Source organism: Leptospira wolbachii serovar Codice str. CDC (assembly GCF_000332515.2).
GTDB lineage: Bacteria > Spirochaetota > Leptospiria > Leptospirales > Leptospiraceae > Leptospira_A > Leptospira_A wolbachii.
Genome location: NZ_AOGZ02000001.1, coordinates 96,578 through 119,752 on the forward strand (window position 1 = coordinate 96,578; position 23,175 = coordinate 119,752).

Consider the following 23,175-nt stretch of genomic DNA (forward strand, 5'->3'; position numbering starts at 1 on the left):
AAATTAAAGAGTAGTGATCTCTTTTTCTTTTTCCTTTTCCAATTCTCCCAATTTAGCAATATAAGAATCTGTAATTTTTTGAATCTTATCTTGGTGGCCTTTCACTTCATCTTGGGACATTTCTGCCTGGTGTTTTTTTAATTCATCGTTAGCATCACGACGGATGTTACGAATGGCTACTTTTTTTTCTTCGCCTTTTTGTTTTACAACTTTCGCGAGTTCCTTTCGTCTTTCCCCTGTTAGTTCAGGGATATTAATACGAATACTAGAACCATCGTTGTTGGGAGTAAGGCCAAGACTTGCTGCAAAAATTGCTTTTTCGATGTCTTTCAACATTCCTTTTTCAAAAGGAGTGATGAGAATCACACGTGGTTCTGGGCAGGCAATTTTACCAAGTTGGTTTAAGGGAGTAAGTGATCCGTAGTAGTCCACTCTCACATCTTCCACCATCATTGGATTTGCTTTTCCCGTACGAATTGTACCGAAGTCTTTTTTCAAAGCATCAACAGTTTTGTCCATTTTGGACTGCATTGATTTTATAATTTCATCTACCATCTAGAATCACTTCCTCTGAATTGGAGATTAATGTACCGATAGTCTCCCCATCGATCAGTTTCCTTAAATTTCCCGCCTTAAAGATATCAAACACAATAATGGGCATATTATTGTCCATACAGAGACTAAGAGCAGTTGAATCCATCACCTTTAACCGGTGTTTGATGGACTCCATAAAAGAAACCTGTAAGTAACGTTTTGCATCTGGGTCTTTTTTTGGATCCGCAGTGTACACACCGTCCACTTTTGTGGCCTTGAGGATGACTTCACACCCAACTTCCACAGCCCGAAGCGAAGCAGTAGTATCCGTTGTAAAATACGGATTTCCTGTCCCACCAGCAAATATGATAACACGATTTTTTTCTAAATGGCGAACCGCACGTCTACGAATATAAGGCTCTGCAACAGATTTCATTTCGATGGCAGAAAGAACCCGGGTAAACATCCCTTGTTTTTCACATGCATCTTGCAAGGCGAGACCATTCATAATGGTGCCAAGCATTCCCATGTAGTCTGCTGTCGCTCGGTCCATTCCAGACTTTGCTAAAGTTTCGCCACGGATCATATTTCCACCACCAACAACTACAGCAACTTCAAGACCTAAGTCATGAACTTCCTTAATTTGGCCGGCAAGTGAAAATGTTTTATTGGTATCAATACCAAGTTCACCCTCACCGGCAAGAGCCTCGCCGGAGAGTTTGATTAGAATTCTTTTGAAACGCGGACTAGTTCCCACCTACTTGGAACCTCGAGAACCTACCAACAGTAATGTTCTCTCCAAATTTCGCAATGGCTTCTTGAAGAAGGTCATTGATGGTTTTGGAGTTGTCACGAATCGATTTTTGGTGGATGAGACAAATCTCTTCAAAGTATTTTTTCATTTTACCAGGAAGGATCTTTTCGATTTGTTCCGGTTTTTTGCCTTCTTGTTCGAGAAGGGCTTTTTGAACACTCATCTCACTGTCAATTTCTGACTTAGGAATGGATTCTTCACTTACATAAAGTGGATTCATCGCAGTGATTTGAAGAGCAATTTCTTTTCCAAGAGCTTCAAACGCTTCATTGTTGGCAACGAAGTCAGTTTCACAGTTAAGCTCTACAAGAACTCCTGTTTTTCCTGTTCCGTGGATGTAAGCGATGACTTTACCTTCACCTGTCTCACGACCAGCGCGTTTCGCCGCTTTTGCCAAACCTTTCTCTCTCAAATAAGTGACTGATTTATCAATGTCGCCACCGTTTTCTTCGAGGGCTTTTTTGCAATCCATCATCCCCGCGCCTGTACGTTCGCGGAGATCTTTAATTTGTTCGGAGCTAACTGCCATTACTCTTTCACCTCTGTAGTCGGTTTTACTTCTGGCGCTTCAGTAGTTGCTGTTGCCGCCGCCGCTTCTGCAGCTTTTTTCGCCGCTTCTGGATCTAAAGGAATATCTTTTGCTACTGGAGGAAGTTCATCGTCCATAATGAATTTTCCGGACTCATCATACTCACCTTGGTATTCAAGAGCAAGTTGTTCTGCGTCCATATCTTCAGCAAAATTAGTTTGAATGACTTCTCCACCTGTTCCTTCAAGTACAGCATTTGCCATAGTATCAAGGAATAAAGAAATCGCACGAATCGCATCATCGTTACCTGGAATTGGGTAATCGATTGGTTCTGGATCACAGTTAGTATCAATCACTGCGAACACTTTCAAACCAAGTTTTTTTGCTTCACTGACTGCGATTTCTTCTTTTTTAGGATCGATTACAAAAAGAATTTCTGGAACAACAGCCATATCTTTAATTCCACCAAGTGTTTGGCGAAGTTTTTCTAACTCACGTTTGAGAGATAGTGCTTCTTTTTTAGTTCTAGCTTCTTGTTCGAAAGAGTTGTTCTCTTCCATTTGCTCAAGTCTTTTCAAACGAGCAATTGACTTCTTCACTGTATTCCAGTTAGTAAGAAGACCACCTAACCAACGGTTAGATACGTAGTACATACTGCACGCTTGTGCTGCTCTTTCAATCGCGCCACGAGCTTGTTTTTTAGTTCCTACGAAAAGAACCTTCTTACCTTGACCGGTAAGTTTTTTCAAAGCATCGTAAGCTTCTTTAGTTTTTTGAACTGTTTTTTGGAGGTCAATGATGTGGATTCCGTTACGAGCCGTATAAACATACGGGCTCATTTTTGGATTCCAACGACGTGTTTGGTGACCGAAATGTACGCCTGCTTCTAGCAGACTTTTCATGGAAATTACTGACATAGTTACCCCTTTTTTAGTGCGAGATATCCAGACGCTACAAGACCAACGATACTTGCAGGGGTTAGCTGGAACTCGACTTTAATTATGTAAAGCTCGAGAGATACTGGTGATTCGAACAAATACCGAGAGAGATACGTTGTGCCAAGAAGTCGGTCAAGGACCACTCCCGCCACAGCTCCCGCCATCAGTCCCAAAAAAAGCACCAAAAGTAGGTTCCCGATTTGGGTTTTGTTCATCCAAAAGCACCTTTGTCAAGCTTCCCTGTCAGAATTTGGAATTTGGGCAGATTGTCAAGGGGAAAGGAATTCTTAAGTTCTGAAAAGGTAGGTTTGGGCGCCTCCCATTCTTTTCAGGCATAAATCGAATCCAAAAAGGACCGGGCTCCTCCGGGGTGCGCTTTTCGCTCCCGTCCTTCGGACCTAACGCCCTCCGGATCCCTGGCGCGGGAAACTATCGTTCCAAGGGAACGGTTCGAGCCAGCAGATACCGCTACCACCAAACTGGTGCAATTTGAAACGACAAAGAAACTCACTCATTTTTTTCTCAATATAAACTCTCAGATCCTCTCGGAAATTTAAGAAATCATAAATCCTAAAACTATCTTTGATTTTAAAGATTATCTCCACAAATTAAAAGCAGTGATTTTAGTTTTAGATGTTTATCTCCCCATACAGTTTTCTATTTGCCAACTGAAGAAAATTCCAAAATAAAAGAAAAATGTTCAAAAGACCTGGGAAAACTGCAATCATCACCATATCCATTTCTCTTTTTTTACTGCTGATACAGTTGTTGATACGAGTCGATAGTTACTTTCTTTCGGATCCTTTAGTAAAAATGATCCAAACCATATCACTCTGGAAACAAGGTTGGTCTACCGAAGGAATTCTTTATCCCGCAAAGGACATGGATCCACAGTTTCTTTTAAGTCCCCTCAACGAAGGATTTGTTTTCTTAAATAACAATCGATTGATTGGACAATATCCAATCGCACTTACATCCCTTTACTCTTTGTTTGGTTTTTTACCTTTTCCCCTTCTCCCCTATTTTAATATTTTATTCCTTATCGCTTATTTAAAACTACTTACCAAAAACTCGATTCAAATACCTACTCTTATCATTGTTTCTTTAGGGACAGTGGTCTTTCCTTTGTTAGTTGATTTTTCCGAAAATGGTCCATTTATCATCCTAACAGGTTATGGATACAGTTTTCTCTTTAAAGCATTTTTAACGAACAAAAAAGAAGATTGGCTCCTCGGGAATCTTTTTCTTGGATTGTCCATCTGGTTTAGGTTAGAAGGTGTTCTATTCTTTTTTGCCATCCAATGTACGATCGCATTGATCCATGTTTTTATAAAAAAGGAGCCGATCCTTAAAACCCTTCACCCAATTCGGTATCTCCCATTTGTTATAATTTTATCTCTATTCTTTCTTTGGAATACATACAGTTACTCTCACCCTTTAGGAACAAGACACCTGACAAATTTTGGACATACAAATAAAACATTTTATGATCAAATCAAAATTTTTCTCTCTATGGCATTTACTTATCCGAGACCAAACGGTTGGTCTTTAGGTTTTTTTCTCCAAAGTCCCATTTTTATATATGCAATTATAAAATTACGGAAAAACCAAGTTCTCCAGAACCCAAAACTTCTATTCCACCTTTCAATAGTTATACTCTATCTGCTGATTGCCGGTATCACCTCACCGAACGATGGAATCACTTTGACTGGCAGATATTTTGTAGTAACCGTTTTTCCCCTCACATTCATTCTAAATGAACAAATGAACGAGTTGAAAAAAAACAAATGGGTATTGTATTCCATTTATACATGGATGTTTTTATTTTCTTTCTTAATCATCGCTATTTTTTATTTTTCTAGTATTGAACTTAAGAAACTACGTAAAGAATTAGCCCAATTCGATTCTTCCCTGATTGTCACTACAAACGAATTAATCTCTGGGGGTTTTGGTTTAGAGTTAGTAGATAAAAGAGTAATTTGTGTTCGAAGGGATAATTTATTAGATTATTTTTCAGAGAACCTCAAAAAAACTACTCCAAATGAATTTACAATTTTAACTATTGGGAAAGAAACGAATAGCAACAAAGATGAAAAAAATCTATTCGCCTCTTTGTTAGTTCGTTCGGAACAATCTGGATACAGTTGTTCCAAGGAAGAACGTACGGCACGAATTTTAGGAAGAAAGTGTATTAAAATAGAACAAAAATGATTTAATCAAAACTTTCCCTGTGATCCTTGACCGTTGGTTTTGTAAATCATCTTAGTCATTCTGATAACTTGGTAGGTTATAATCTATGGTTTTTAAGAAAAATTTTCCATAGATATAATCTCCTTCTGGGTAATTCCAAATGGCTTCTCCGTAAGTTGGCACCTTAATCCCGTTAAACTCTTTATAGTCCCTGATGGGCGTGGACCAACGGGCTTTTCGTAAACTTCCATCATCCTGCAAGGCAGAACGATCGTTCGATACAAACTGCACAAGTTCGCCCTTCTCATTAAAGTAGAGAATGGCGGACACTTTGTATTTTCCGTTTTGAAAGAACACCTTGGCCGACAAAGAATCAATAAGTTTCCAAGTGATTTTTTTATCAAGGAGGGCGGCGGGTGCAAACAAACAAATATCATTTAAAACGGTCACAGTTTCTGCCATAGCCAGTTCTTCCCCATCCAAATTTACCGCATCAAAAAGAGAGGCTACACGAACCAACATAGTGGCTTTTTCCTCAGCATACGAATGCAGGACACGGAAAGGAATCCCCATCATACTCGCTTTCATAAAAAAATGACGCGCTGGCCGTTTGAAAAAATTATACTGTTCGGAGGAAGAGTCCATCGGTTTTGCTTCTGGACCTTTGTACATTAACTCTTCAAAAACAATTCGCATATTTTGTAACTGTGGTTTGCCAATAACACCTGTAAATTGGAGATACTTCCGAACAGGAGGTGGCATCTGACGAATGTCCGCTGCAGTGATGATTCCCCCAGAAACCAAAGGTTGGTATGAAAACTCTCTATCCACTTTCGATCGATAGGAAGTCTGTACCCCACTGCATCCCCAAAACAAAATGGAAAAAGAAATTCCAAAGAACCAAAGAAAACCGAACTTTATGAGCCTTAGTATTTTATTAGTTTTCAAAGTTTACTCTCCCTTGTTGGCAAAAAAAACCAGATTCCATTGTAACGGTTTTTACAAACCAGTCAAACTTCTTCCCTACTTTTCTCTTCTCCTTTTCTACAAAAGAAATCATCTTAAAACAGATTCATTTCGGAATCCAGAATGCGCAAGGGATCGAAGTGGAAATCCTTTGCGATGCAAAGATTGGAGCGAAGAGCCCGGTCGCTTAAGCGATGCGCCCCAAACAAAATAGCAAAAATGATCCAGGACAGATTTTGGTCCCTTGTATAATAGAAGGATCACAAGGAGAAACTATGGCGTTCCAACAAATCCAAACGGGAATCATCACTGAGAAATTAAGCGAAACAAAAGTCTTTTATGAAAAATGGTTAGGCTTACAAACAAAATTTGAATCAGATTGGTTTGTTTTGTTATGTTTACCAAATCGGCCAGAAATGGAATTGGCAATTATGAAACCTAACCAACAACAGGTGAGGAAACCTTACTTCCAAAATTCTTACCAGGGAAAAGGAATTTGGTTTATCTTCGAATCCAGTGACGTAAAAAAAGAATTTGAAACTATGAAACAAAACAAGGCGCCCATCGATCTACCTCTCACTACCGAGGAATGGGGTGATGTCCATTTTACGTTAGTGGATCCCAACGGAATTGGAATTGATATCGTTCAAGAACGAAATTCTAATTAAAATAGAGAAGACAAATTGAGGATCCTTTCTTATCTTTCTTCTAAAAAGAAAGGTTTCTCAATTGTCACAGACACCCAACCTCTATCCCGTTTGGAACAAAATGGAAAAAAAACTAGAGGATACTATTGGCTTAAACCAAATTGCTTTTTTTACCGGATATAGTGACTGGCATTTCCATCGTTTGTTTAAATCCATACAAGGGGAAAATGTTAAGGAATACATTCGCAGGTTACGCTTAGAAAAGGCAGCTTACGAATTAAAAATCACAAACTTTCCCATTCTGGAAATTGCTCTAGAGGCAGGTTTTTTATCTCATGAAGCTTTTTCGAAAGCCTTCAAACGCGTAATTGGTTCCACTCCTTCAGAGTTTCGCAAAAAATATCAAAAGAAAAAAATCTTTTCCACAAAAGAAAACCAAACTTTCCCAGGTGGTCTTTCCAAATTTGGTTTCCAAACAAAAACTATATCTTCCTTTACGATTGCCTATGTCCGTCATATAGGAAGTTACGAAGAACTTCCTGGTCCTCTTCCTGAGAGTAAAGAAGTCATTTCGATTCAATCTTTAATTCGGAATTGGAATTCTTTATACTCGAACCACAAGTGGATTGGAATTAGTCAAGATGATCCAGAAATTTCACCTAAAGGAAAAATACGATTTGATTTAGGAATTACTTTTGGGCACTTACAGAAACCACTGCCAGAAGGATTTGGAATCCAGACCATTCCTGCTGGAAAGTATTTACAGATTCGCTACCAAGGGAATTACCATAACTTACCAAATATCTATAATTGGATTTTGAATGATTATTTCAAAACCACACCTTGGAAAATAAAAAACCAACCACCTTGGGAAAGTTATTTGAATCCACTAGAAAAACAGGCGGATAAACGTGTAACGGATATCTACATTCCCATTTACTAATGGATTCTAACTTTTCCCGAAGTTGGTTAGAACTAAAAACAGTGGATCAAACGCAGAAATATTTATTTTTTAGAGGCCGCCACAAAAGAGGCACTGTCTTCATAAAAATGATAAGAAAGAATTTTACCATCTTTGATTTGCACTTTTAGGGCCCATTCACTTTCAAAGGGTTTGCCGGTTTGTTTCAAAATATGTAAAAAACTTCCACTAGCAAACACCCAATCTTTTTTTCCTACAATTTGATCGACTTGGAATTTTTTGGTATCCAGTTGGGTTCCCATGTTTGTCAAAAACTCTTCAGCTCCGGAAATACCTGTATAGGTTCCATACAATTGGTTTTCGGAACGATTTTCATTTCGAACAGCCGTAATTGTTGTTTGTGGATGGAAACAATTCAATACACCCGCCGCATTTCCTTTTCCAAATTCGCTGAAAAAAGTTTCCAATACCTTTTCACCCGAAGGAGATGCTGATTTTGCGAACAATCCAACACTTCCGAACAACAATGTAGCTAATACCAAAATTGGTTTCATAAATTTCTCCTAGAATTCCGATACCGTCAGTATCGTTATTCGATACCATCCGTATCGAAATAGTGTTGACAGTCAAGATTTTTTTAAAATATTTTGACTTATGGCTGTAAAAAAGAAAGTGGCACAAAAAACTGCTGGCCGTCCCAGATCCGAAGATTTGGAACCTTTGGTCTTAAAAACTACGTATGAGATGTTGGCAAAGAAGGGTTACCATGGATTTTCCATTGATGATATCGTCTCGGAAACCGGCGTCGCAAAAACTACCATTTACAGGCGTTGGCCAAACAAAGCCCATCTTGCTATGAGCACTGTCACCCACATGATTTCGCCCTATTTAGAATTTCCAAAAGAAGTTGCTTTTGAAAAAGCTCTACTTGATCAGATGGAAGCACTCTCTGGTGTATTCTCTGGTAAATTTGGACGTGTGATTTCAACACTTATAGGAGCAGGACAACAAGATGGGGAGTTATCAGAATCAATTTTAGAGAACTATTTACTTCCGAGAAGGCAGGCTGCAAAACAATTTTTCTATCATGCGATCAATACAAAACAAATCCAACCACTCTCCGATGGGGAGATCGATGTTTGTATGGATATCCTTTACGGAACACTTTACTTTCGGTTGTTACTCAAACATGAAAAACCTCAGTTCCATGACTTAAGGCCTGGGTTAGAAAGGTATTTGAGAACTTTAAAGAAATAAAATAGAGGATTCGCTTTGCAAAAGTCAGAGAACTACAAAACTGATACCGAAAATAAACAAGGTTTTTTTATGCGGGTTCCAATTTTTGCTTTTTCCTTTTCTCTATTTTGTTAGGATCAATGACATGAAACCACTTTCTCATCTTTGGATCCTTAGTTTTTTCCTCTTTCAATCTTGTGTCATCTTTCAAGCAACAAAGGTTCCTTCGAACAATCTAAAGTCTGCTTTAGAAACCAAATCAACAAAGAGTCCAAAAATTGTCTTTTTGGGTGATAGTATCACTCATGGCCGAGTGAGTTATGATTATGTAGCTGCCATTGCAAAACACCCAAACCTCGTAAACTATCAGGTGATTAACGAAGGGATCAACAGCCGCCTAACGGTACAGATATTAGAACAATTGGACCCTCTAAAAGAATTAAAACCCGATATCGTATTTCTTCTCATTGGAACAAACGATTTAAAAGCCACCCTTTCCCCTGATGAGTACAATCGTTATGCGAACCTTTGGAAATTAAAAGAACCTGTCACAGAAGAAAGTTTTGTGACAAATTTAACAAAAGTCATCCAAACCATAAAAAAAGATACCAAAGCCAAACTCATTGTTTTTTCACCTCCCGTATTAGGAGAAGATCCAGAATCGATTCCTTTCCAAAGATCCAAACGATTTGCAGAGCTGACCAAGGAAGTGGTCACAAAAGAGAAAGCCATCTACAAACCGTTACACGAAACCTTGTCGAAGGGACTTGAAACCTCCAATATCAAAATTCGTAAACCCTATATCCAAAGCACTTGGGGAATGTATTGGACCATTTTGAAATACTATTCTACCACAGCCACTTGGGATGATCTTGGAGAATCGAACGGATACTATTATTTAACAGATGCCATTCATTTGAATGAACGTGGGGGAAAGATTTTAGAATTGATGGCCTTAGAGGAGATTCTACCTGGGGAAAAATAGGATACACCCAGGATACGATCGTAATTTGATTTATTGATATCTTTCGTACTCAGAGAGGATCGTTGTTGATTCAACCGATGGAATAAAAAACGTTTCTCTAATTTTTAAATACTCTGGGTCTCTAAAAAAAAGATCCTTAAGTTCTTTATTTTTAAAAAAAATTAAAAACAACCGATTGATCGGTCTGGGATCTTCGCTGATTAATGTTTCTTGAATTTTAAAGTCGTATCGAAATCCACCCTCATACTTGAGTAAGAGAGGAGTCATTGCTTTTCTATAATTAGTGTAGAGTTCATCATTAGAAACTTTTAAACCTACTACAGTTTCAAAAGCGAATTCCTTTTTATCTATTTGATTTGTCATTGTTAAACCTTAAAACCCCATAATTTCTTTAATGTAGTTCGAATCCTTTGGCTAATAGGAGTAATACTTTTTATAAATTTTTAGTTTTTAAAACACAAGCACACGATTGTTATCAGTGTCTACAATATAGATACCATCTTGATCAACCGAAATCCCTTGCGGTTGGAAAAAAGTAGTGGCAGTAGCATTGGAAGTTGAACTGACAAAACTTCCATTTTGACCGAAAACTTTTGAAGCGGTAGTACTGGTTCCAGAAAACAAAAGCACTCTATTGTTAAAACTATCTACAATCCAGAGATCTCCCCCAAAAGCGAGAACGGCCTTCGGCGAATTTAGTGTACCGGATCCAATCGTTCCATTGTTAGCTACGTTAGAAACAAAGTCCGGTTGCCCATAGACTCTCGTAGCAATGGTGCTAGTTCCCAAATAAAATAAAACACGATTGTTTCCTGTATCAGCAATATAAACTCCTTCGGAACTGACGGAAACTCCTTCTGGAGAAACTAATGATGTCGCTGTTGATCCAGTGTTGTTGGACAGAAAATCATTCTGCCCATACACTCGGGTGGGAAGGATACTTCCGTCATTATAATACAAAACACGATTGTTTCCCTGATCTACAATGTATAAGCCATTGGCGTCTCTGGTCATCCCATAGGGAGTAGCCAAAGTATTAGAAGCGGTGGCCCCTCCTTGGTTGGGTGCTGCTGAAACAAAATCGAGTTGTCCATACACACGAGTGGAAAAACTATTAGTTCCTTCAAAATATAAAGCTCGATTGTTATTTGCATCAGTGATATACAATCCCTGCTTATCTTTTATTAATCCACGAGGTCGATTGATTTCCGTAGTAGAAGTTCCTACCAGTGCAGAGGAAAAATCTAATTGGCCATAAACAAAAGAGGCGGTTGTACCAGTACCAGGATAATACAAAACTCGGTTGTTCCCAAAATCCGAGACAAAAAGTCCATTACCGTCAGCTAACGCTTGGTATGGTGTATAGAGAAAATCTGCACTTAATCCAAAGCCATTCGAAATAAATGAACCAGATTGGCCGTAGACTCGCTTAGCGACTGTTGAGTGACAAACGATTTTGATGTCCGAAATTCCGTTGGGAACCACCCCTTCCCAGCCCGTATGGACCAAACAAACAATAGTTTCAGGTTGGGATGAAATGGAAAGAGTATACCTAGCACCAACTCCAAGTGAGATGGGAATAGAGAATCGAGTAGAACCTGCCGGAATGGAAACTTCTGTTCCTGTAATGGTCTTCAACACCATTCCCGAGGTAGTAAGGCCAAAAATGGTTCCACTCAATGAAAAGGATAAATCCACTTTGCAGTATGCGGAAGAGTCACCGGCAAAGTTTTTTAGTATTAAATTTCTGAAAAAGGCTTTGGAATTCAAATCGCAGGGGTTTGCTATTTCCGGTTGTCCGCATGATATAAGGACAAAAAAGAAAGAAATTGCCAAACTAAGTATTCGGAATGCCACGGTATCAGAATCTTCGGTTTTCCTAATCTAACGCAAGCTATAAATTAGATATACATCAATTAGGTGGTATTTTATTATGTTTTCCTAAAATACAAAGTTCAAATATAAACTCTATTTACCAATTTTTTCCCTCTTTTCCTATCCAATCAATTTTTCAAAAAGTTCCTGAGTATCCGGATAACTTTAGAATACTGCTCGGTCTACACGAGAAAAATAGACTTTCTGTTAATACTTATGGTTGGCTTCTTCATTCGTTAAGCATAGAAATGTACATTCATCAGAAAGGACAATTCATACGCCAATTGAAACTCAATCTCTTTCTAAATTAGAATCGAACATCGACTGAAAATAGCAAAGAGGCAATTAGGATAATTCTAGATCGATTAGAAATATAGAAATTTTATCGTCATAGATTGTGTGCATTCAGTTACAGTATAACTGGCCGGTAGTTGGTTAAAAAGTAATACCAACAAGAAGGCCTTACCTTGAGGAGACTAGGAAATGTCCGCAGAAACAAACGAAATCAGTCAATTTGAAAGAACTCTCTTTCGCAAAGGAATCTCATTGATTGTGTACACAAAGTACGGATTGAGTGCGGTGTTTCTTTTAGGAGTTGCTGCCAACTTCGCCACAAAAAGTTTTATTCCTAATTTCATTGGTTCACTTATATTTTTACTCAATGGCGTCATTCCAGGACATTTTTTACGAAAAGGAAAAGAGATCACTAGAGCATGGGCATTCACTATTATCTTCATTGATTTGTTAATTTTAGTTAGTTTTTTCTACTTGGATGTTTATAATAATTATACAAAAGGTGATGCGAGTAATACAGTAAACGCCGGTATTTTTTACATAATCTTTGTTTTCATTGCAATTTATTCTAGTTTTCTCTTCGAATCTAAACTTGTAATGATAGTGGGAATTATTTCCACCTTTCTCTATTTAGGTGGGATTTATTTTTCAGCAAAACTTGGTTCTGCGCTCGTAGCAAGACCTTATCCAGAAATGTTGCGAGCAAATCACATCATAATCGCAACAGAAGTCCAAAAAGTCATTTTTTACTTCGGCGTTATTTTTAGTTTGCGTTATGTAGTAGCTCTAATGCGAGAAATGCAATCTGACTTAAAAACAAAATTAAAAGAAACAATGGAAAAACAAAACTTTATTACTGAAAAATCCAATCAAATGGAAAAGTCAGCAAATACATTGGCAACTTCTGTGGAAACTTTACAATCGATGTCGGATGAACTCCACAACCAATCCCAAAACCAAGCCGCCTCTGTAGAAGAAATCTCAGCTTCTGTGGAAGAACTTTCTTCTTCCGCAATCAGTTCGGCCAATTTGGTCGAAGATCAAGTAGCTAGAGTCAAAATTGTTGACCAAAACTTTTTATCTCTACAAAATATCAGTGTAAGTGTAAAAACAAAAACGACTCAAATTGCAAAAGACGTAAGTCTTTCTGCCGATTTTAGTAAAAAAGTAAAAATATCTTCTGAAGAACTCAATAGCATCTATTCAGAGCTCAACCAAGCCTTTTCCAAAGTGGAAGAAATTAACCAGATGATGTCAGAAATTGCGGATCAAACCAACTTACTTGCGTTAAATGCCTCAATTGAAGCAGCTAGGGCTGGAGAACATGGACGTGGATTTGCTGTTGTCGCTCAAGAAGTGGCAAAACTTGCAGAACGTTCTCAATCCAATGCGGGAACCATTGCCAAAATCGTAAAAGAGGCCGGGCTCAAAATCAACGAAGGAACCCGATATTCCAAAGAAGTGAAAACCCAAGTCGAAAGCCAAAACCAGGAATTACTCCGAATCGAGAGCGAAATTTTGAGTTTGGAAGGCCACGTCACCGAACAAGAAGATTTGAACGCCAAACTCAGAGTCACTTTTTCGGAACTCCATGTATTGTCTGAACAAATTGGGGTGATTGCGCAGGAACAAATGTCCGGTAGTAAAGAAATTAACCATGCGGTCACTGTCATTGATGAAACGACGCAGAAACTTGCCGACTCCGTCCAACTCCTGTATGAAGAGATCAGTGCCATCCATATGCAGTCCAAACACCTAACGGCAACATAAGGGATTTCCCTCTACTCTGAACATAGTTATGTTTTAGGAATAAAACCTGTCTTTACAACTTCTGCCTTGTCTAGAATTTTGGGAAATCGTGGGAAATAAATTGATAAACCTTCGCTTACCATGTTAAATCCGAATCCATCCGGGCACCCCGGACAAAGAATCGAAGATACTATTATGGGAATTTTAGAGGAGAATCCGAACCATGCGGAAAACTTACTCCAAAAAATTCAGGAAAGCCAAATCCATCATTTAGAAGATTCCCAAATCTATTCGGCAATTTTAAAAGTACTCACATCTTTAGATATCTGCGAAAATGAATCCGAATCCATTTGGAAAGAAATCGTAGAAAACAAAAACAAACTTTCCCATTGTATGGGGCGTCAGGTTGGATTCAGTGTTGCACTAATTGATTATTTCACAAACATCAATCCAAAAATCAAAAATCCTAAAATCATCGATATGAAACTCTTTGCTGATACCGAAAAACTGATATTAGTTGATGAGCTCACTAGATTGTATAACCGAAGGCATTTCGAAACTGCACTTGTTCGCGAATTTAAACAATCCACAAGATACAACCAGAATCTTACACTTCTCATCATAGACATTGACGATTTCAAAAAAATCAATGATACCTATGGTCATACCACTGGTGATGAAATTCTCACAAAGGTTGCCAAACAAATCACATCCTGTTTACGGATGGAAGACACCGCTTGCCGGATTGGTGGTGAAGAATTTGCTGTCATTTTTCCGCAAACCAACGAAGAACAAGCCATGATCGCATCAGAAAAACTTTTAGAAGCTTGCCGAACCATCCAACTGAGTGGAAAATCTGTTACTCTTAGTGGCGGGATTGTATCTTATCCTGAAAAAGTAAAAACTTGTGAAGATATGTATGATCTTGCTGACCGTGCTTTGTATACGGCGAAGTATTCTGGTAAAAACCAAATTGTTGCTTATAGTAATGAAAAACGAAGTAGTTTACGTTTTGATGCCAACTTAGAACTACTTTTTATTATGCCAGATAAAACTCTCAAAACCATTTCAAAGAATATTTCGGTAACAGGAATTGCTTTTGATACGGAAGACGATATTACTTTAAACGAATCCTTTGATGTCAAACTTCGTGAATCAGATTCTCACCAAGAAATCAATGCCAAAATCAAGGTGATTAGAAAAGAGGAAGTAGGTGTCCATAAATACCTTATGGGGGCGGAGTTTTTAGAACTCTCTGCTGAAGACCAAACCAAGTTATCCGATCTTTATACACTGCACCGATACAAATCAAAAATGTCTACCAGTGTAGTTTAAGAAGTCCAATTACAACTCCCAACATCAGGAAAGATTTCAAACTTTCTCCTTTTTTTCCTAATTTCTAGTTGCCAGATTTTCTTTCAAAAAAGAGTATACCATAGGGGGTATAGTATTTTACTTATCTCTAAACTCTCCATGGTATCTCTGGTTCCCAAGGATTTTGACCATGGATTCTAGCAAACAGGAGAAACATAGTTATATGATCACCAATCCCAAAGACAATATGGAAATCCGTCCACTCTATGATTTGGAATCGGGCACTTGGACTTACCTCATCCTTGACAAAATATCCAAACAGTCCGTTCTCATTGATCCAGTGTTGGAAAGATTAGATAGAGACTTAAACTATCTACAGGAACTTGGGTATACTCTTTCCTTAACCATCGACACCCACATGCATGCAGACCATATAACATCAGCAGGTGATCTCCGAGATAAAACTCAATGTGAATCCTATGCCTCGGAACATTCTGGGGCTACTTGTGCTTCAAAATTTCTAAAAGATGGCGATTTGTTTGCTATTGGGAATTTGAAATTCCATGTCATCCACACTCCGGGCCATACACCCTGCTCCATTTCTCTACTTTTAAATAATCAATACCTATTTTCAGGCGATGCACTCTTTGTGAGAGGATGTGGACGAACCGATTTCCAAGGAGGTAGTGCGGAGGCCTTATACAAATCCATTACGGAGAAACTTTTTTCATTACCTGACGATACCATCGTCCTACCTGGACATGACTACAAAGGTTTTTTATCTACAACCATCGGTGAAGAGAAAAAATGGAATCCCCGCATAACAGGAAAGTCTCTTGAAGAATTTAAAGAAATTATGGACAATCTAAACCTCCCTGAACCAAAAAAAATCCATGAAGCTGTGCCAGCAAATCGTGCCTGCGGGAAAGTATCATGAGCATTGGAATCTTATTTTTGCTGTTAGGTGTAGGAGCCGGGATTCTCGGAGGTCTTGTTGGAATTGGCGGAGGGATTTTACTTGTCCCAGCACTTGTATATTTTTTTGACTTTAACCAGAAATTAGCACAAGGAACAACCCTCGCTGCAATGGTTCCACCGATTGGAATTGTTGCAGCTTATATCTATTACACAAGAGGAGAAACCAATATATTTGCAGCGGCCTTTATTAGCGCTGGTTTTATCTTAGGAAGTATTTTTGGAGCCAGTGCAGCATCCAAAATAGATACAACTACCTTATCTCGATTCTTTGGAATTTTTACCGTAATTGTGGGATTAAAAATGATTTTTTTTCCGAAGTAAAAATGAAATAAATTTTCCTTGCAGGAACTATAGATTTAATTTTCCATTTACTCGTGTTCGGTTTTTATCTTACATTCTTTTGGGTTTTAATTCGTTTTTTTTCCTCTGAATTTTCTTGGCCATCTGGCCTCATTTCCCCACTCCAATTCCTTTTTTGGTGGAACCTAGTTTTCTCTTCTATTTGGTTACTACTTATTTTTATTGTAGTCTTTGGGCTTTTGGGTTTTTTACTCAGGATTCCTGTTCTCGGAATCTTGTTGCAGGGCATTCGAAACCAAGTCACCGAAATTGGTTGGTATAAGTTTCTACTCAACAGAACTACTGTTTGGTTGGTGAGCCAAAGTCTTATCCTTTCCGGTTCCTTTATTTTTGGCTACGGTGGCCATACCGAATCTTGGATTTATACAGCTTCCCTCTCTGCTACAATTTTAGGTTATTTCATTAAACAAAATTTTTACAAACCAATGGCTAGTTTTTCTGGTTCACGGAGTGTTTTTGTTTATCGAAGTGGAGCCGAGAGGGCTTACAACCAAAACCCAGACCAATTTCCGAAGGAAAAGGACGTAACTCCCCCTTAATCAATTCTTGTTTTCATTTCCATATCTATCCGAAAACAATCTAATGAGTATGGTATCCACAACAAAACACAGAGTATCCAGGCCAACGTTACTTGGCCTTCTGATTTTATCCCTCGTAACCACTCTGGTCCTTTTCCAATGTAGCCTTTTTTCAGACAAAGATTCCAATGTTCAAAAAATCCCCTTACAACCAAAATCAGGTCAGAAAATTGTCGCCTTTGCGGAAGGATGTTTTTGGTGTTCCGAACATATCTTTGAATCGGTACCGGGAGTCATTGATGTAATCTCAGGATATGCAGGCGGACATACAAAAAATCCATCGTATGATTTAGTGAACACAGAGACAACAGGGCACGCTGAAACCGTTCTAATTTATTATGATCCAACTAAGATCGATTATACGGAATTATGTAGAATTTTTTTCCTTTCTCATGACCCAACCACCCTTAACAAACAAGGTCCCGATGAAGGTTCTTCCTACAGATCTATCCTCTTTTATTCTTCAGACATAGAACTGAAAATTGCAAAAAAAATCCAAAAAGAAATCGAGAAGAATCAAATCTGGCGAGGGCCAATTGTTACAGAGTACCAAGAGTTAAAGGATTTTTATCAAGCAGAAGGATACCACCAAAACTTTATACAAAACAATCCAACCCAGTCTTATGTTCGTGCTGTTTCCATTCCGAGGTACCAAGAATTCAGATCTCGATACGAACTTTATAAGAAGAACAAAAAGTAGACAAAATCCTTTCCCTTCTTTGAAACCTTTAGAATGTCAAAAATTGTTCCCTAATTTTAGTACGGAACGAATCAAATTCAGATTTTGTTTGAAACTTACATAGTTTGAGTATTTCCGCAGGAATCTCCGATGATTTTGCTTCTTTAGCATTGATTGATATCATCATATCACTTAAATAAATCGGGAACACAATGTCCGCATATACGTCTTCTGCAAGAAGAGGCCGATGATGGAACTCCATTGCCTTTACGTATAAAATTGGGAAATTCCATTTTTCACCAACCATAGCACCTAACTTTGTATGTGTGATCCCAATCGCAGATTCTTCCATACTGATGGTAGATGCTATTTCTCTGGAGTTGGAATAAGTTTTAATTTTTGACATATTTTGTTTGTCAAAAGATAAAAGTAAAATTTCGCCAATATCATGTAATAGGGAAGCCGCAATTAAGTTACTTAGATCGGCTTTATTCATCCCCATTTTTTGCCCAATTGCTTTACAATAAAAAGCTGATTCGTTCGATTTTTCCCAAATTGCAGTAAACGCAGGAAATTTATCCTCTAATATCTGCTTGGTTCCAAGGCTATACAACAAGGTTTGTAATTCTTTTAAACCGATCAGTTGGATGGCGCGATCCAAACTCTCAACCCTTCCTCCTCGTCTAAATGCAGCAGAGTTGGAAAGTTTTAGAATATTGGCAGATAAAGCAATATCTCGTTTGATCATTTCCGCAATGGTTCCGATACTCGAGTTTGGTTTATCAATAGCATCTTGAATGTCTTTGATGGCTTTAGGGAAAGTAGGTAAATTATCTATTTGAGAAACAATATGATCAATTTTTTCCAACTGCTGGTTTTCTTTAGAAACCTTAGAGGGAATATCGATCATAAATACAGTTTTGTTTTCACTAGTTTCGAATTTAAATGCAGAATCACCTAAACCATCGTTACGCAACATCATTAGAGTCATGATTAAACCAAGGCCTGCACCTTCTTGTTCACTAGACATATCCATAAATGCATCAGCTAGATCGTTATAAGTTTTTGCTTTATCAATTCTTTCTTTGATTCTCGCCGATTCTGCTGCAGTGAGTTGCACATTGTTCATAATCCGAATACGCATCAAACTCTTATTATGAATGAACGATACAAAAACTCCAAAATTATTTATCTGAAGAGAATCTTCGATTGCTTCGCGATTTTCAAGATACGTTTTTTTAAACTCTGCAATGCCGGCTTCATATTCCGTTTCATTTTCAATATTACTTGCACGGTTTTTAAAAAATACTCGTTTAGCATTTGCTTTAATTGCGTTTGTCACAGTCTCTTTCATAGCCGCAAGAACAGAATCCCTAACAATAATTAAGTCAAGTTGCAATAAAAATCGATCTAAGATTTGAAATAATGTATTTTCGACTTCATCTGTTATTTGGAAAAATTTAAAATGGAAAGGAGCATTTTCTAAAATTGGATGATTGATATTATCGATGTTTGTATGAAGACCTAAGTCTTGTTTGTATTCTAATGTGACAGCCTTGGGACTTGCCATAAAACCTCAAGTATTGAATCAGTATCAAAAGGGAATTCCCTAAGCCACTTATAATGACGACACTTCTACTCCATCGAATGTAAATATTTTTACTAGTGCAAGCGTTTAACAATAAAGTAACGAAAGATAAAATTCTTGCGGTAAGTACGAAAGTAAAAACAAATTTAATCCGTGATTTTACTACGTTTGTGTACTAATTAATCAAAAATTTTGATCTTTGGTAAACCTAAGTTGTATCGAACTGCCACGACTCGAATCCCAACAACAACAGTTGAAGAAATCACTAAGTTCCAATTTGCATTTACATTCCAAACATTTAAAACGATATATAAAACAGATCCCACCAAACACGCAGTAGCATAGATTTCTTTTCTAAAAATAAATGGGACTTCATTCATGAGTGTATCTCGAATGACTCCGCCAAAAATGGCAGAGATCATACCAAGGAGTGCAGAAGCAAAAAAATTGACTCCATGATCCAAAGCAATCCTTGTTCCAAGCACTGTATAAATTCCAATCCCTAATGTATCAAAAAGAAATAACTCATCCTTTCGTTTGGTTAGTATTCTTGGTAAAAGGATGACTAGTAGAAACCCAACAAAAATTGCCCAAAGAATATTTTCATCTCGAACCCAAGAAACGGGATAATTTCCAAGCGTAATGTCTCTTAAAGTTCCTCCCCCAATAGCGGTAATAAATCCCGTAAAAAAAACACTGAATAAATCATGGTGATGGTCCTTATGTTCCAATGCGGAAAGAGCACCAGATATCGTGAAAACCACGATCCCAGCCAGACCAATGTAATAAGAAAAACTAAAATCCACGAATTCTCCCCGACTTTTCTTCATTTAGACGTAAATAAAATGACAATGTTTCTACCCTTCAATTGTTGTATAGAATAGAGATTAATATGATGACTGCAAAGTTTTTTAGGAATGCAATCCTTATCCCCACCTTTTTATTTCAGGCATGTATTCCCAGCCTTTCCAAAGGTTTTTTGCAATCAGTCACCGATTTCCTTCAATTCAGAAGTTTGACCAATGCTGGTCCTTCTGGACCATTTAAAATTTCCTTCACAGTCTCAGGACTTCTTGGTTCGGGCCTCGTGATAAATCTAAATTCCGGTACCGAAACCCTCATCGTAAATGCAAATGGTAATTATGAATTTACAACAGTTCTAAGTTCTGGGAGTAATTTTAACGTCTCTGTTCAAACACAACCCACACTTCCCGTGCAAACCTGTTCTGTTAGTGGAGGGTCCGGAGTAGTGGGACATGGAAACATTGATTCTATCATTGTCAATTGTGATCCTTTGCGTTATACCTTATCGGGAACCATTACTGGACTGGATGGAATCACTGGCCTTGTTCTCACAAACTCGTTTGATGGAGCCACACTGAATGTTGCGGTTGCCTCAGGAACTTTTGCCTTCACACAAACATATTTAGATGGAACTTCATACAACGTATCAGTAACTACACAGCCAAACCATCCTGTACAAAACTGTGTCACTACAAATGGAGTTGGTGTGATAGCTTCGGCAAACGTCACCAACATTACAATCACATGTACATCCGTTGCATTTCCTATTAATGTCAATGTTGTTGGTTTATCTTCCGGAACCTTGGCCATTCGAAACAATAACGCGGAACTCTTGACCATATCGACAAACGGACCCCATATATTTCCAACAGATGTGGTAACGAACAATTCTTACAATTTACAAGTGGTTTCGAATCCAACAAACCACCAATGTACGCTCTCTTCATCTACAGGAGTAGTTACGGGATCTATCACAGTCACCGCAAATTGTTTTAGTATGTTGAGCGTTATCCCTTCTATTGGCGGGATATTACAACCAACAGAAAGTATCCGTTTGCAATTTTCTGCAGAAATCAATGCAGGTAGTTGTGTTGGTTCTACTGGCCTCAATACAAACCTTGGTTTCCCTGCCCTATTCACATTGACCACATCTACTTTCACAAATGACACTCTGATTGTAGCCCCAGCCGGAGGTGACTCTTGGGTGAATGGAAATAGTACGCTCACACTCAACTGTATCAGCAATAGCGGTCATCCCCTATCAACAACAGTAAATATACTCTATTTAGTACCATCTTTCATTCGGTATGTTTCCCAAATCAATGGTAACGATACCTTTAACGGTCAAACTCCAGTCACTCCCAAAAGAAACATTCAGGAAGCCATCAATAGTTTTGGAGGTTGTCCTACTTTCGACTGTGCTGTTCTTGTAGAAGGTGGGTGGTATTATTCAGCCGCTGTCGGTGATAAAATTCAACTGACTAACGGAATATCACTTTACGGAAGTTATGTGGCTGGATCTAATTTTGGAACTTGGGATCCTGATTCCCATAGCTCTCAAATTTTAATGATCACAACACCAGCTAGTTGTGCAACATCAACCTTAGTAGCACCTTGTGCCTCCATTGCAGGAGATGTTTCCATTGTCAATGACACAACAGTTTCTGGTTTTTTCATTAAATCAGGACCGGATACCGCACCGTATATGGCAGGTGTATTTTTGGATTCCACTATCAATGTACACCTCATCAATAATGCAATTGATGCTGGCACAGGAATCGCTGCCTCCTCTGGTGTTCATTCCATTAGTAGTAATCCCTTCTTAGTAAAAAACTTAATCGACGGTGGGAATTGTACGGCCGGAGGCTGTAGTGCCATTGGTTTGTATATGTCCTCCACTTTTCCTATTGCCCCTATCCTTCTACTCAATGTAATATCAGGGGGGGATTCTACCTTAATGTCTGCAAAATCCAAAGGAGTTCAATTTTCTGGAACCTCCACCATCACTGTTTCAAATATACTTGGGAATGTGATTGTAAGTAAGAATATGAATGTTGCGCTTGGTTCCACCAGTGAAAGTATTGCATTTGAAATAAGTTCAGGATCTGGTTCCACAGGAATCCTTGCTGGCAATATCGTTACATCAGCTATTGGTTATATATCCGCAGGGATTCGATTTTTAGCTCCCACAACTATACAGATTGGATCCTTAACACAAGGGAATGTTATTAAATCTGGTTCTTCCATTAGTGCCACTTATGGATTATATTTAACATCTGGACATACCATTCGCAACAATAACATCCAAATTGGCGATTCGAATAATAATATAAATGCAGCTCTTTCAACTGCTGCGGGCATCAGAATTACTTCTGGCGGTGGTGTTGTCACTTCGATAGAAAATAACGTTATCGAAGGAGGTACTTCTACATCTGTTTCTGCCTCAGCCATGTTATACGGTATTAGTGCAGATGCACTGGGAGCTAATTCAAAAATCGCAGGTAATTATTTACGATTGGGCCAAGCTATTGGTTCTGGAGCATCAACATCCTATGGATTGTATCTGCCTTCACCCAACACTATTCTTATTGCAAACAATTGGATCCAAAATGGAAGAAGTGATGTAAGGGCAAGAGCAGTTGAAATCTCGGGAACGTTTAATCCAGTAAGAATCTTTCACAACACTATAAGTTCTGGATCTGGAACCAATAGTGAAACTATTTTACATATTGTTTCTGGTGCAACACAGATTGACTTAGAAAACAATGTCTTTTTATTAAACAATAATGTTGCTACTAATTATTGTGTTTTTAATGGCGCAGGTGCGCAAACCGCTATCAAATACAATGTATTTTACAACTGCACCAATTTAGTTACGCAAGGTGGTACAAACTATACCGATCTTTGCGGAGGAGGAATTCCTACCACAGCAGGATGTGTTACTCCCCTTAGTGCCGTTGTAGCAAACTTTGGGAACAATCTAAACTTAAATCCTAATTTTATTTCGAACTTCGGAACGGTGGCAAATTACACACCAACGACTGCCACTTCTTGTTTGATCACAAAATCAACGAACAATATTTTAACAGATAGTTTTAATGGGAATGGAACAAGGCCCGGCGGCGATGGAGCCGTGAGCCTTGGTGCCATAGAATACGAATATGCGTGCACACCTTAAATCAAGGTTACACATCA

At 38.3% G+C, this 23,175-nt stretch carries 23 protein-coding genes; 12 read left to right on the forward strand and 11 right to left on the reverse strand.

Annotated elements, in window-relative coordinates; all coding sequences use genetic code 11:
* Positions 1-3: 3 nt before the first annotated feature.
* From frr to LEP1GSC195_RS00475, 5 genes are read right to left on the reverse strand one after another with little or no spacing between them, the layout of a single operon-like run.
* Entirely contained in the window at positions 4-555 is a 552-nt protein-coding gene (gene frr, locus LEP1GSC195_RS00455) for a ribosome recycling factor (RefSeq protein ID WP_015679553.1), read from the reverse strand.
* A complete protein-coding gene (pyrH, locus tag LEP1GSC195_RS00460; RefSeq protein WP_015679540.1) occupies positions 545-1,291 on the reverse strand; it encodes a UMP kinase in 747 nt (248 codons plus the stop codon). The genes frr and pyrH overlap by 11 nt, the downstream gene beginning before the upstream one ends.
* On the reverse strand, positions 1,281-1,877 hold the full coding sequence (gene tsf, locus LEP1GSC195_RS00465; protein ID WP_015679739.1) for a translation elongation factor Ts: 597 nt from the start codon (positions 1,875-1,877) through the stop codon (positions 1,281-1,283). The genes pyrH and tsf overlap by 11 nt, the downstream gene beginning before the upstream one ends.
* A complete protein-coding gene (rpsB, locus tag LEP1GSC195_RS00470) occupies positions 1,877-2,794 on the reverse strand; it encodes a 30S ribosomal protein S2 (protein ID WP_084597381.1) in 918 nt (305 codons plus the stop codon). Before rpsB ends, tsf begins: the two co-directional genes overlap by 1 nt.
* Positions 2,795-2,796: 2 nt before the next feature.
* Complete coding sequence (locus tag LEP1GSC195_RS00475; protein ID WP_015679594.1) at positions 2,797-3,030, reverse strand: hypothetical protein; 234 nt, start codon at positions 3,028-3,030, stop codon at positions 2,797-2,799.
* Between the two features lie 481 nt (positions 3,031-3,511).
* Between LEP1GSC195_RS00475 and LEP1GSC195_RS00480 the strand changes: the two genes are divergently transcribed.
* The gene (locus LEP1GSC195_RS00480; protein ID WP_015679731.1) at positions 3,512-5,026 is read left to right on the forward strand and encodes an LA_3751/LA_3752 family putative glycosyltransferase; all 1,515 of its coding nucleotides are present in this window, start codon (positions 3,512-3,514) and stop codon (positions 5,024-5,026) included.
* Between the two features lie 51 nt (positions 5,027-5,077).
* Here the strand turns inward: LEP1GSC195_RS00480 and LEP1GSC195_RS00485 are convergent, their stop codons facing one another.
* Positions 5,078-5,953, reverse strand: a complete 876-nt coding sequence (locus LEP1GSC195_RS00485) for a DUF6544 family protein (RefSeq protein WP_015679523.1) — start codon at positions 5,951-5,953, stop codon at positions 5,078-5,080.
* Positions 5,954-6,246: 293 nt separating this feature from the next.
* Here LEP1GSC195_RS00485 and LEP1GSC195_RS00495 point away from each other — a divergent pair, with 293 nt between their 5' ends.
* On the forward strand, positions 6,247-6,639 hold the full coding sequence (locus tag LEP1GSC195_RS00495) for a VOC family protein (protein WP_015679641.1): 393 nt from the start codon (positions 6,247-6,249) through the stop codon (positions 6,637-6,639).
* Between the two features lie 100 nt (positions 6,640-6,739).
* Entirely contained in the window at positions 6,740-7,561 is an 822-nt protein-coding gene (locus LEP1GSC195_RS00500; protein WP_051122328.1) for an AraC family transcriptional regulator, read from the forward strand.
* Between the two features lie 62 nt (positions 7,562-7,623).
* Here the strand turns inward: LEP1GSC195_RS00500 and LEP1GSC195_RS00505 are convergent, their stop codons facing one another.
* Complete coding sequence (locus LEP1GSC195_RS00505; RefSeq protein WP_015679663.1) at positions 7,624-8,094, reverse strand: nuclear transport factor 2 family protein; 471 nt, start codon at positions 8,092-8,094, stop codon at positions 7,624-7,626.
* Positions 8,095-8,194: 100 nt separating this feature from the next.
* Between LEP1GSC195_RS00505 and LEP1GSC195_RS00510 the strand changes: the two genes are divergently transcribed.
* Together LEP1GSC195_RS00510 and LEP1GSC195_RS00515 are read left to right on the forward strand one after the other, a co-directional pair.
* Positions 8,195-8,797, forward strand: coding sequence for a TetR/AcrR family transcriptional regulator (locus LEP1GSC195_RS00510; RefSeq protein ID WP_015679483.1), 603 nt, complete (start codon positions 8,195-8,197; stop codon positions 8,795-8,797).
* Positions 8,798-8,921: 124 nt separating this feature from the next.
* Positions 8,922-9,761, forward strand: coding sequence for an SGNH/GDSL hydrolase family protein (locus tag LEP1GSC195_RS00515; RefSeq protein ID WP_015679482.1), 840 nt, complete (start codon positions 8,922-8,924; stop codon positions 9,759-9,761).
* A gap of 30 nt (positions 9,762-9,791) precedes the next feature.
* Here the strand turns inward: LEP1GSC195_RS00515 and LEP1GSC195_RS00520 are convergent, their stop codons facing one another.
* Both LEP1GSC195_RS00520 and LEP1GSC195_RS00525 read right to left on the reverse strand, forming a co-directional pair.
* Positions 9,792-10,124, reverse strand: coding sequence for a hypothetical protein (locus tag LEP1GSC195_RS00520; RefSeq protein WP_015679717.1), 333 nt, complete (start codon positions 10,122-10,124; stop codon positions 9,792-9,794).
* 87 nt (positions 10,125-10,211) lie between these two features.
* Positions 10,212-11,531, reverse strand: a complete 1,320-nt coding sequence (locus LEP1GSC195_RS00525; protein WP_232227592.1) for an NHL repeat-containing protein — start codon at positions 11,529-11,531, stop codon at positions 10,212-10,214.
* A 588-nt stretch (positions 11,532-12,119) separates the two neighbouring features.
* Here LEP1GSC195_RS00525 and LEP1GSC195_RS00530 point away from each other — a divergent pair.
* The 6 genes from LEP1GSC195_RS00530 to msrA all read left to right on the forward strand — a co-directional run bounded on the left by LEP1GSC195_RS00530 (position 12,120) and on the right by msrA (position 17,609).
* A complete protein-coding gene (locus LEP1GSC195_RS00530) occupies positions 12,120-13,700 on the forward strand; it encodes a methyl-accepting chemotaxis protein (protein WP_015679468.1) in 1,581 nt (526 codons plus the stop codon).
* 120 nt (positions 13,701-13,820) lie between these two features.
* A complete protein-coding gene (locus tag LEP1GSC195_RS00535; protein WP_015679681.1) occupies positions 13,821-15,014 on the forward strand; it encodes a diguanylate cyclase in 1,194 nt (397 codons plus the stop codon).
* Between the two features lie 202 nt (positions 15,015-15,216).
* The gene (locus LEP1GSC195_RS00540) at positions 15,217-15,930 is read left to right on the forward strand and encodes an MBL fold metallo-hydrolase (RefSeq protein ID WP_040506181.1); all 714 of its coding nucleotides are present in this window, start codon (positions 15,217-15,219) and stop codon (positions 15,928-15,930) included.
* A complete protein-coding gene (locus LEP1GSC195_RS00545) occupies positions 15,927-16,292 on the forward strand; it encodes a TSUP family transporter (RefSeq protein ID WP_015679545.1) in 366 nt (121 codons plus the stop codon). The genes LEP1GSC195_RS00540 and LEP1GSC195_RS00545 overlap by 4 nt, the downstream gene beginning before the upstream one ends.
* A 53-nt stretch (positions 16,293-16,345) precedes the next feature.
* Positions 16,346-16,870, forward strand: a complete 525-nt coding sequence (locus LEP1GSC195_RS00550; protein WP_015679472.1) for a hypothetical protein — start codon at positions 16,346-16,348, stop codon at positions 16,868-16,870.
* A gap of 43 nt (positions 16,871-16,913) precedes the next feature.
* Positions 16,914-17,609: a peptide-methionine (S)-S-oxide reductase MsrA gene (msrA, locus tag LEP1GSC195_RS00555; RefSeq protein WP_015679693.1), complete on the forward strand. Its 696-nt coding sequence runs from the start codon at positions 16,914-16,916 to the stop codon at positions 17,607-17,609.
* Between the two features lie 28 nt (positions 17,610-17,637).
* Here msrA and LEP1GSC195_RS00560 read toward each other — a convergent pair whose 3' ends face one another.
* Together LEP1GSC195_RS00560 and LEP1GSC195_RS00565 are read right to left on the reverse strand one after the other, a co-directional pair.
* Entirely contained in the window at positions 17,638-19,158 is a 1,521-nt protein-coding gene (locus tag LEP1GSC195_RS00560; protein WP_015679494.1) for an HDOD domain-containing protein, read from the reverse strand.
* A 197-nt stretch (positions 19,159-19,355) separates the two neighbouring features.
* On the reverse strand, positions 19,356-19,982 hold the full coding sequence (locus LEP1GSC195_RS00565; RefSeq protein WP_015679568.1) for a trimeric intracellular cation channel family protein: 627 nt from the start codon (positions 19,980-19,982) through the stop codon (positions 19,356-19,358).
* Positions 19,983-20,068: 86 nt separating this feature from the next.
* On the opposite strand from LEP1GSC195_RS00565, the gene LEP1GSC195_RS00570 reads away from it, so the two are divergent.
* A complete protein-coding gene (locus LEP1GSC195_RS00570) occupies positions 20,069-23,158 on the forward strand; it encodes a hypothetical protein (RefSeq protein ID WP_015679647.1) in 3,090 nt (1,029 codons plus the stop codon).
* Positions 23,159-23,175 lie beyond the last annotated feature (17 nt).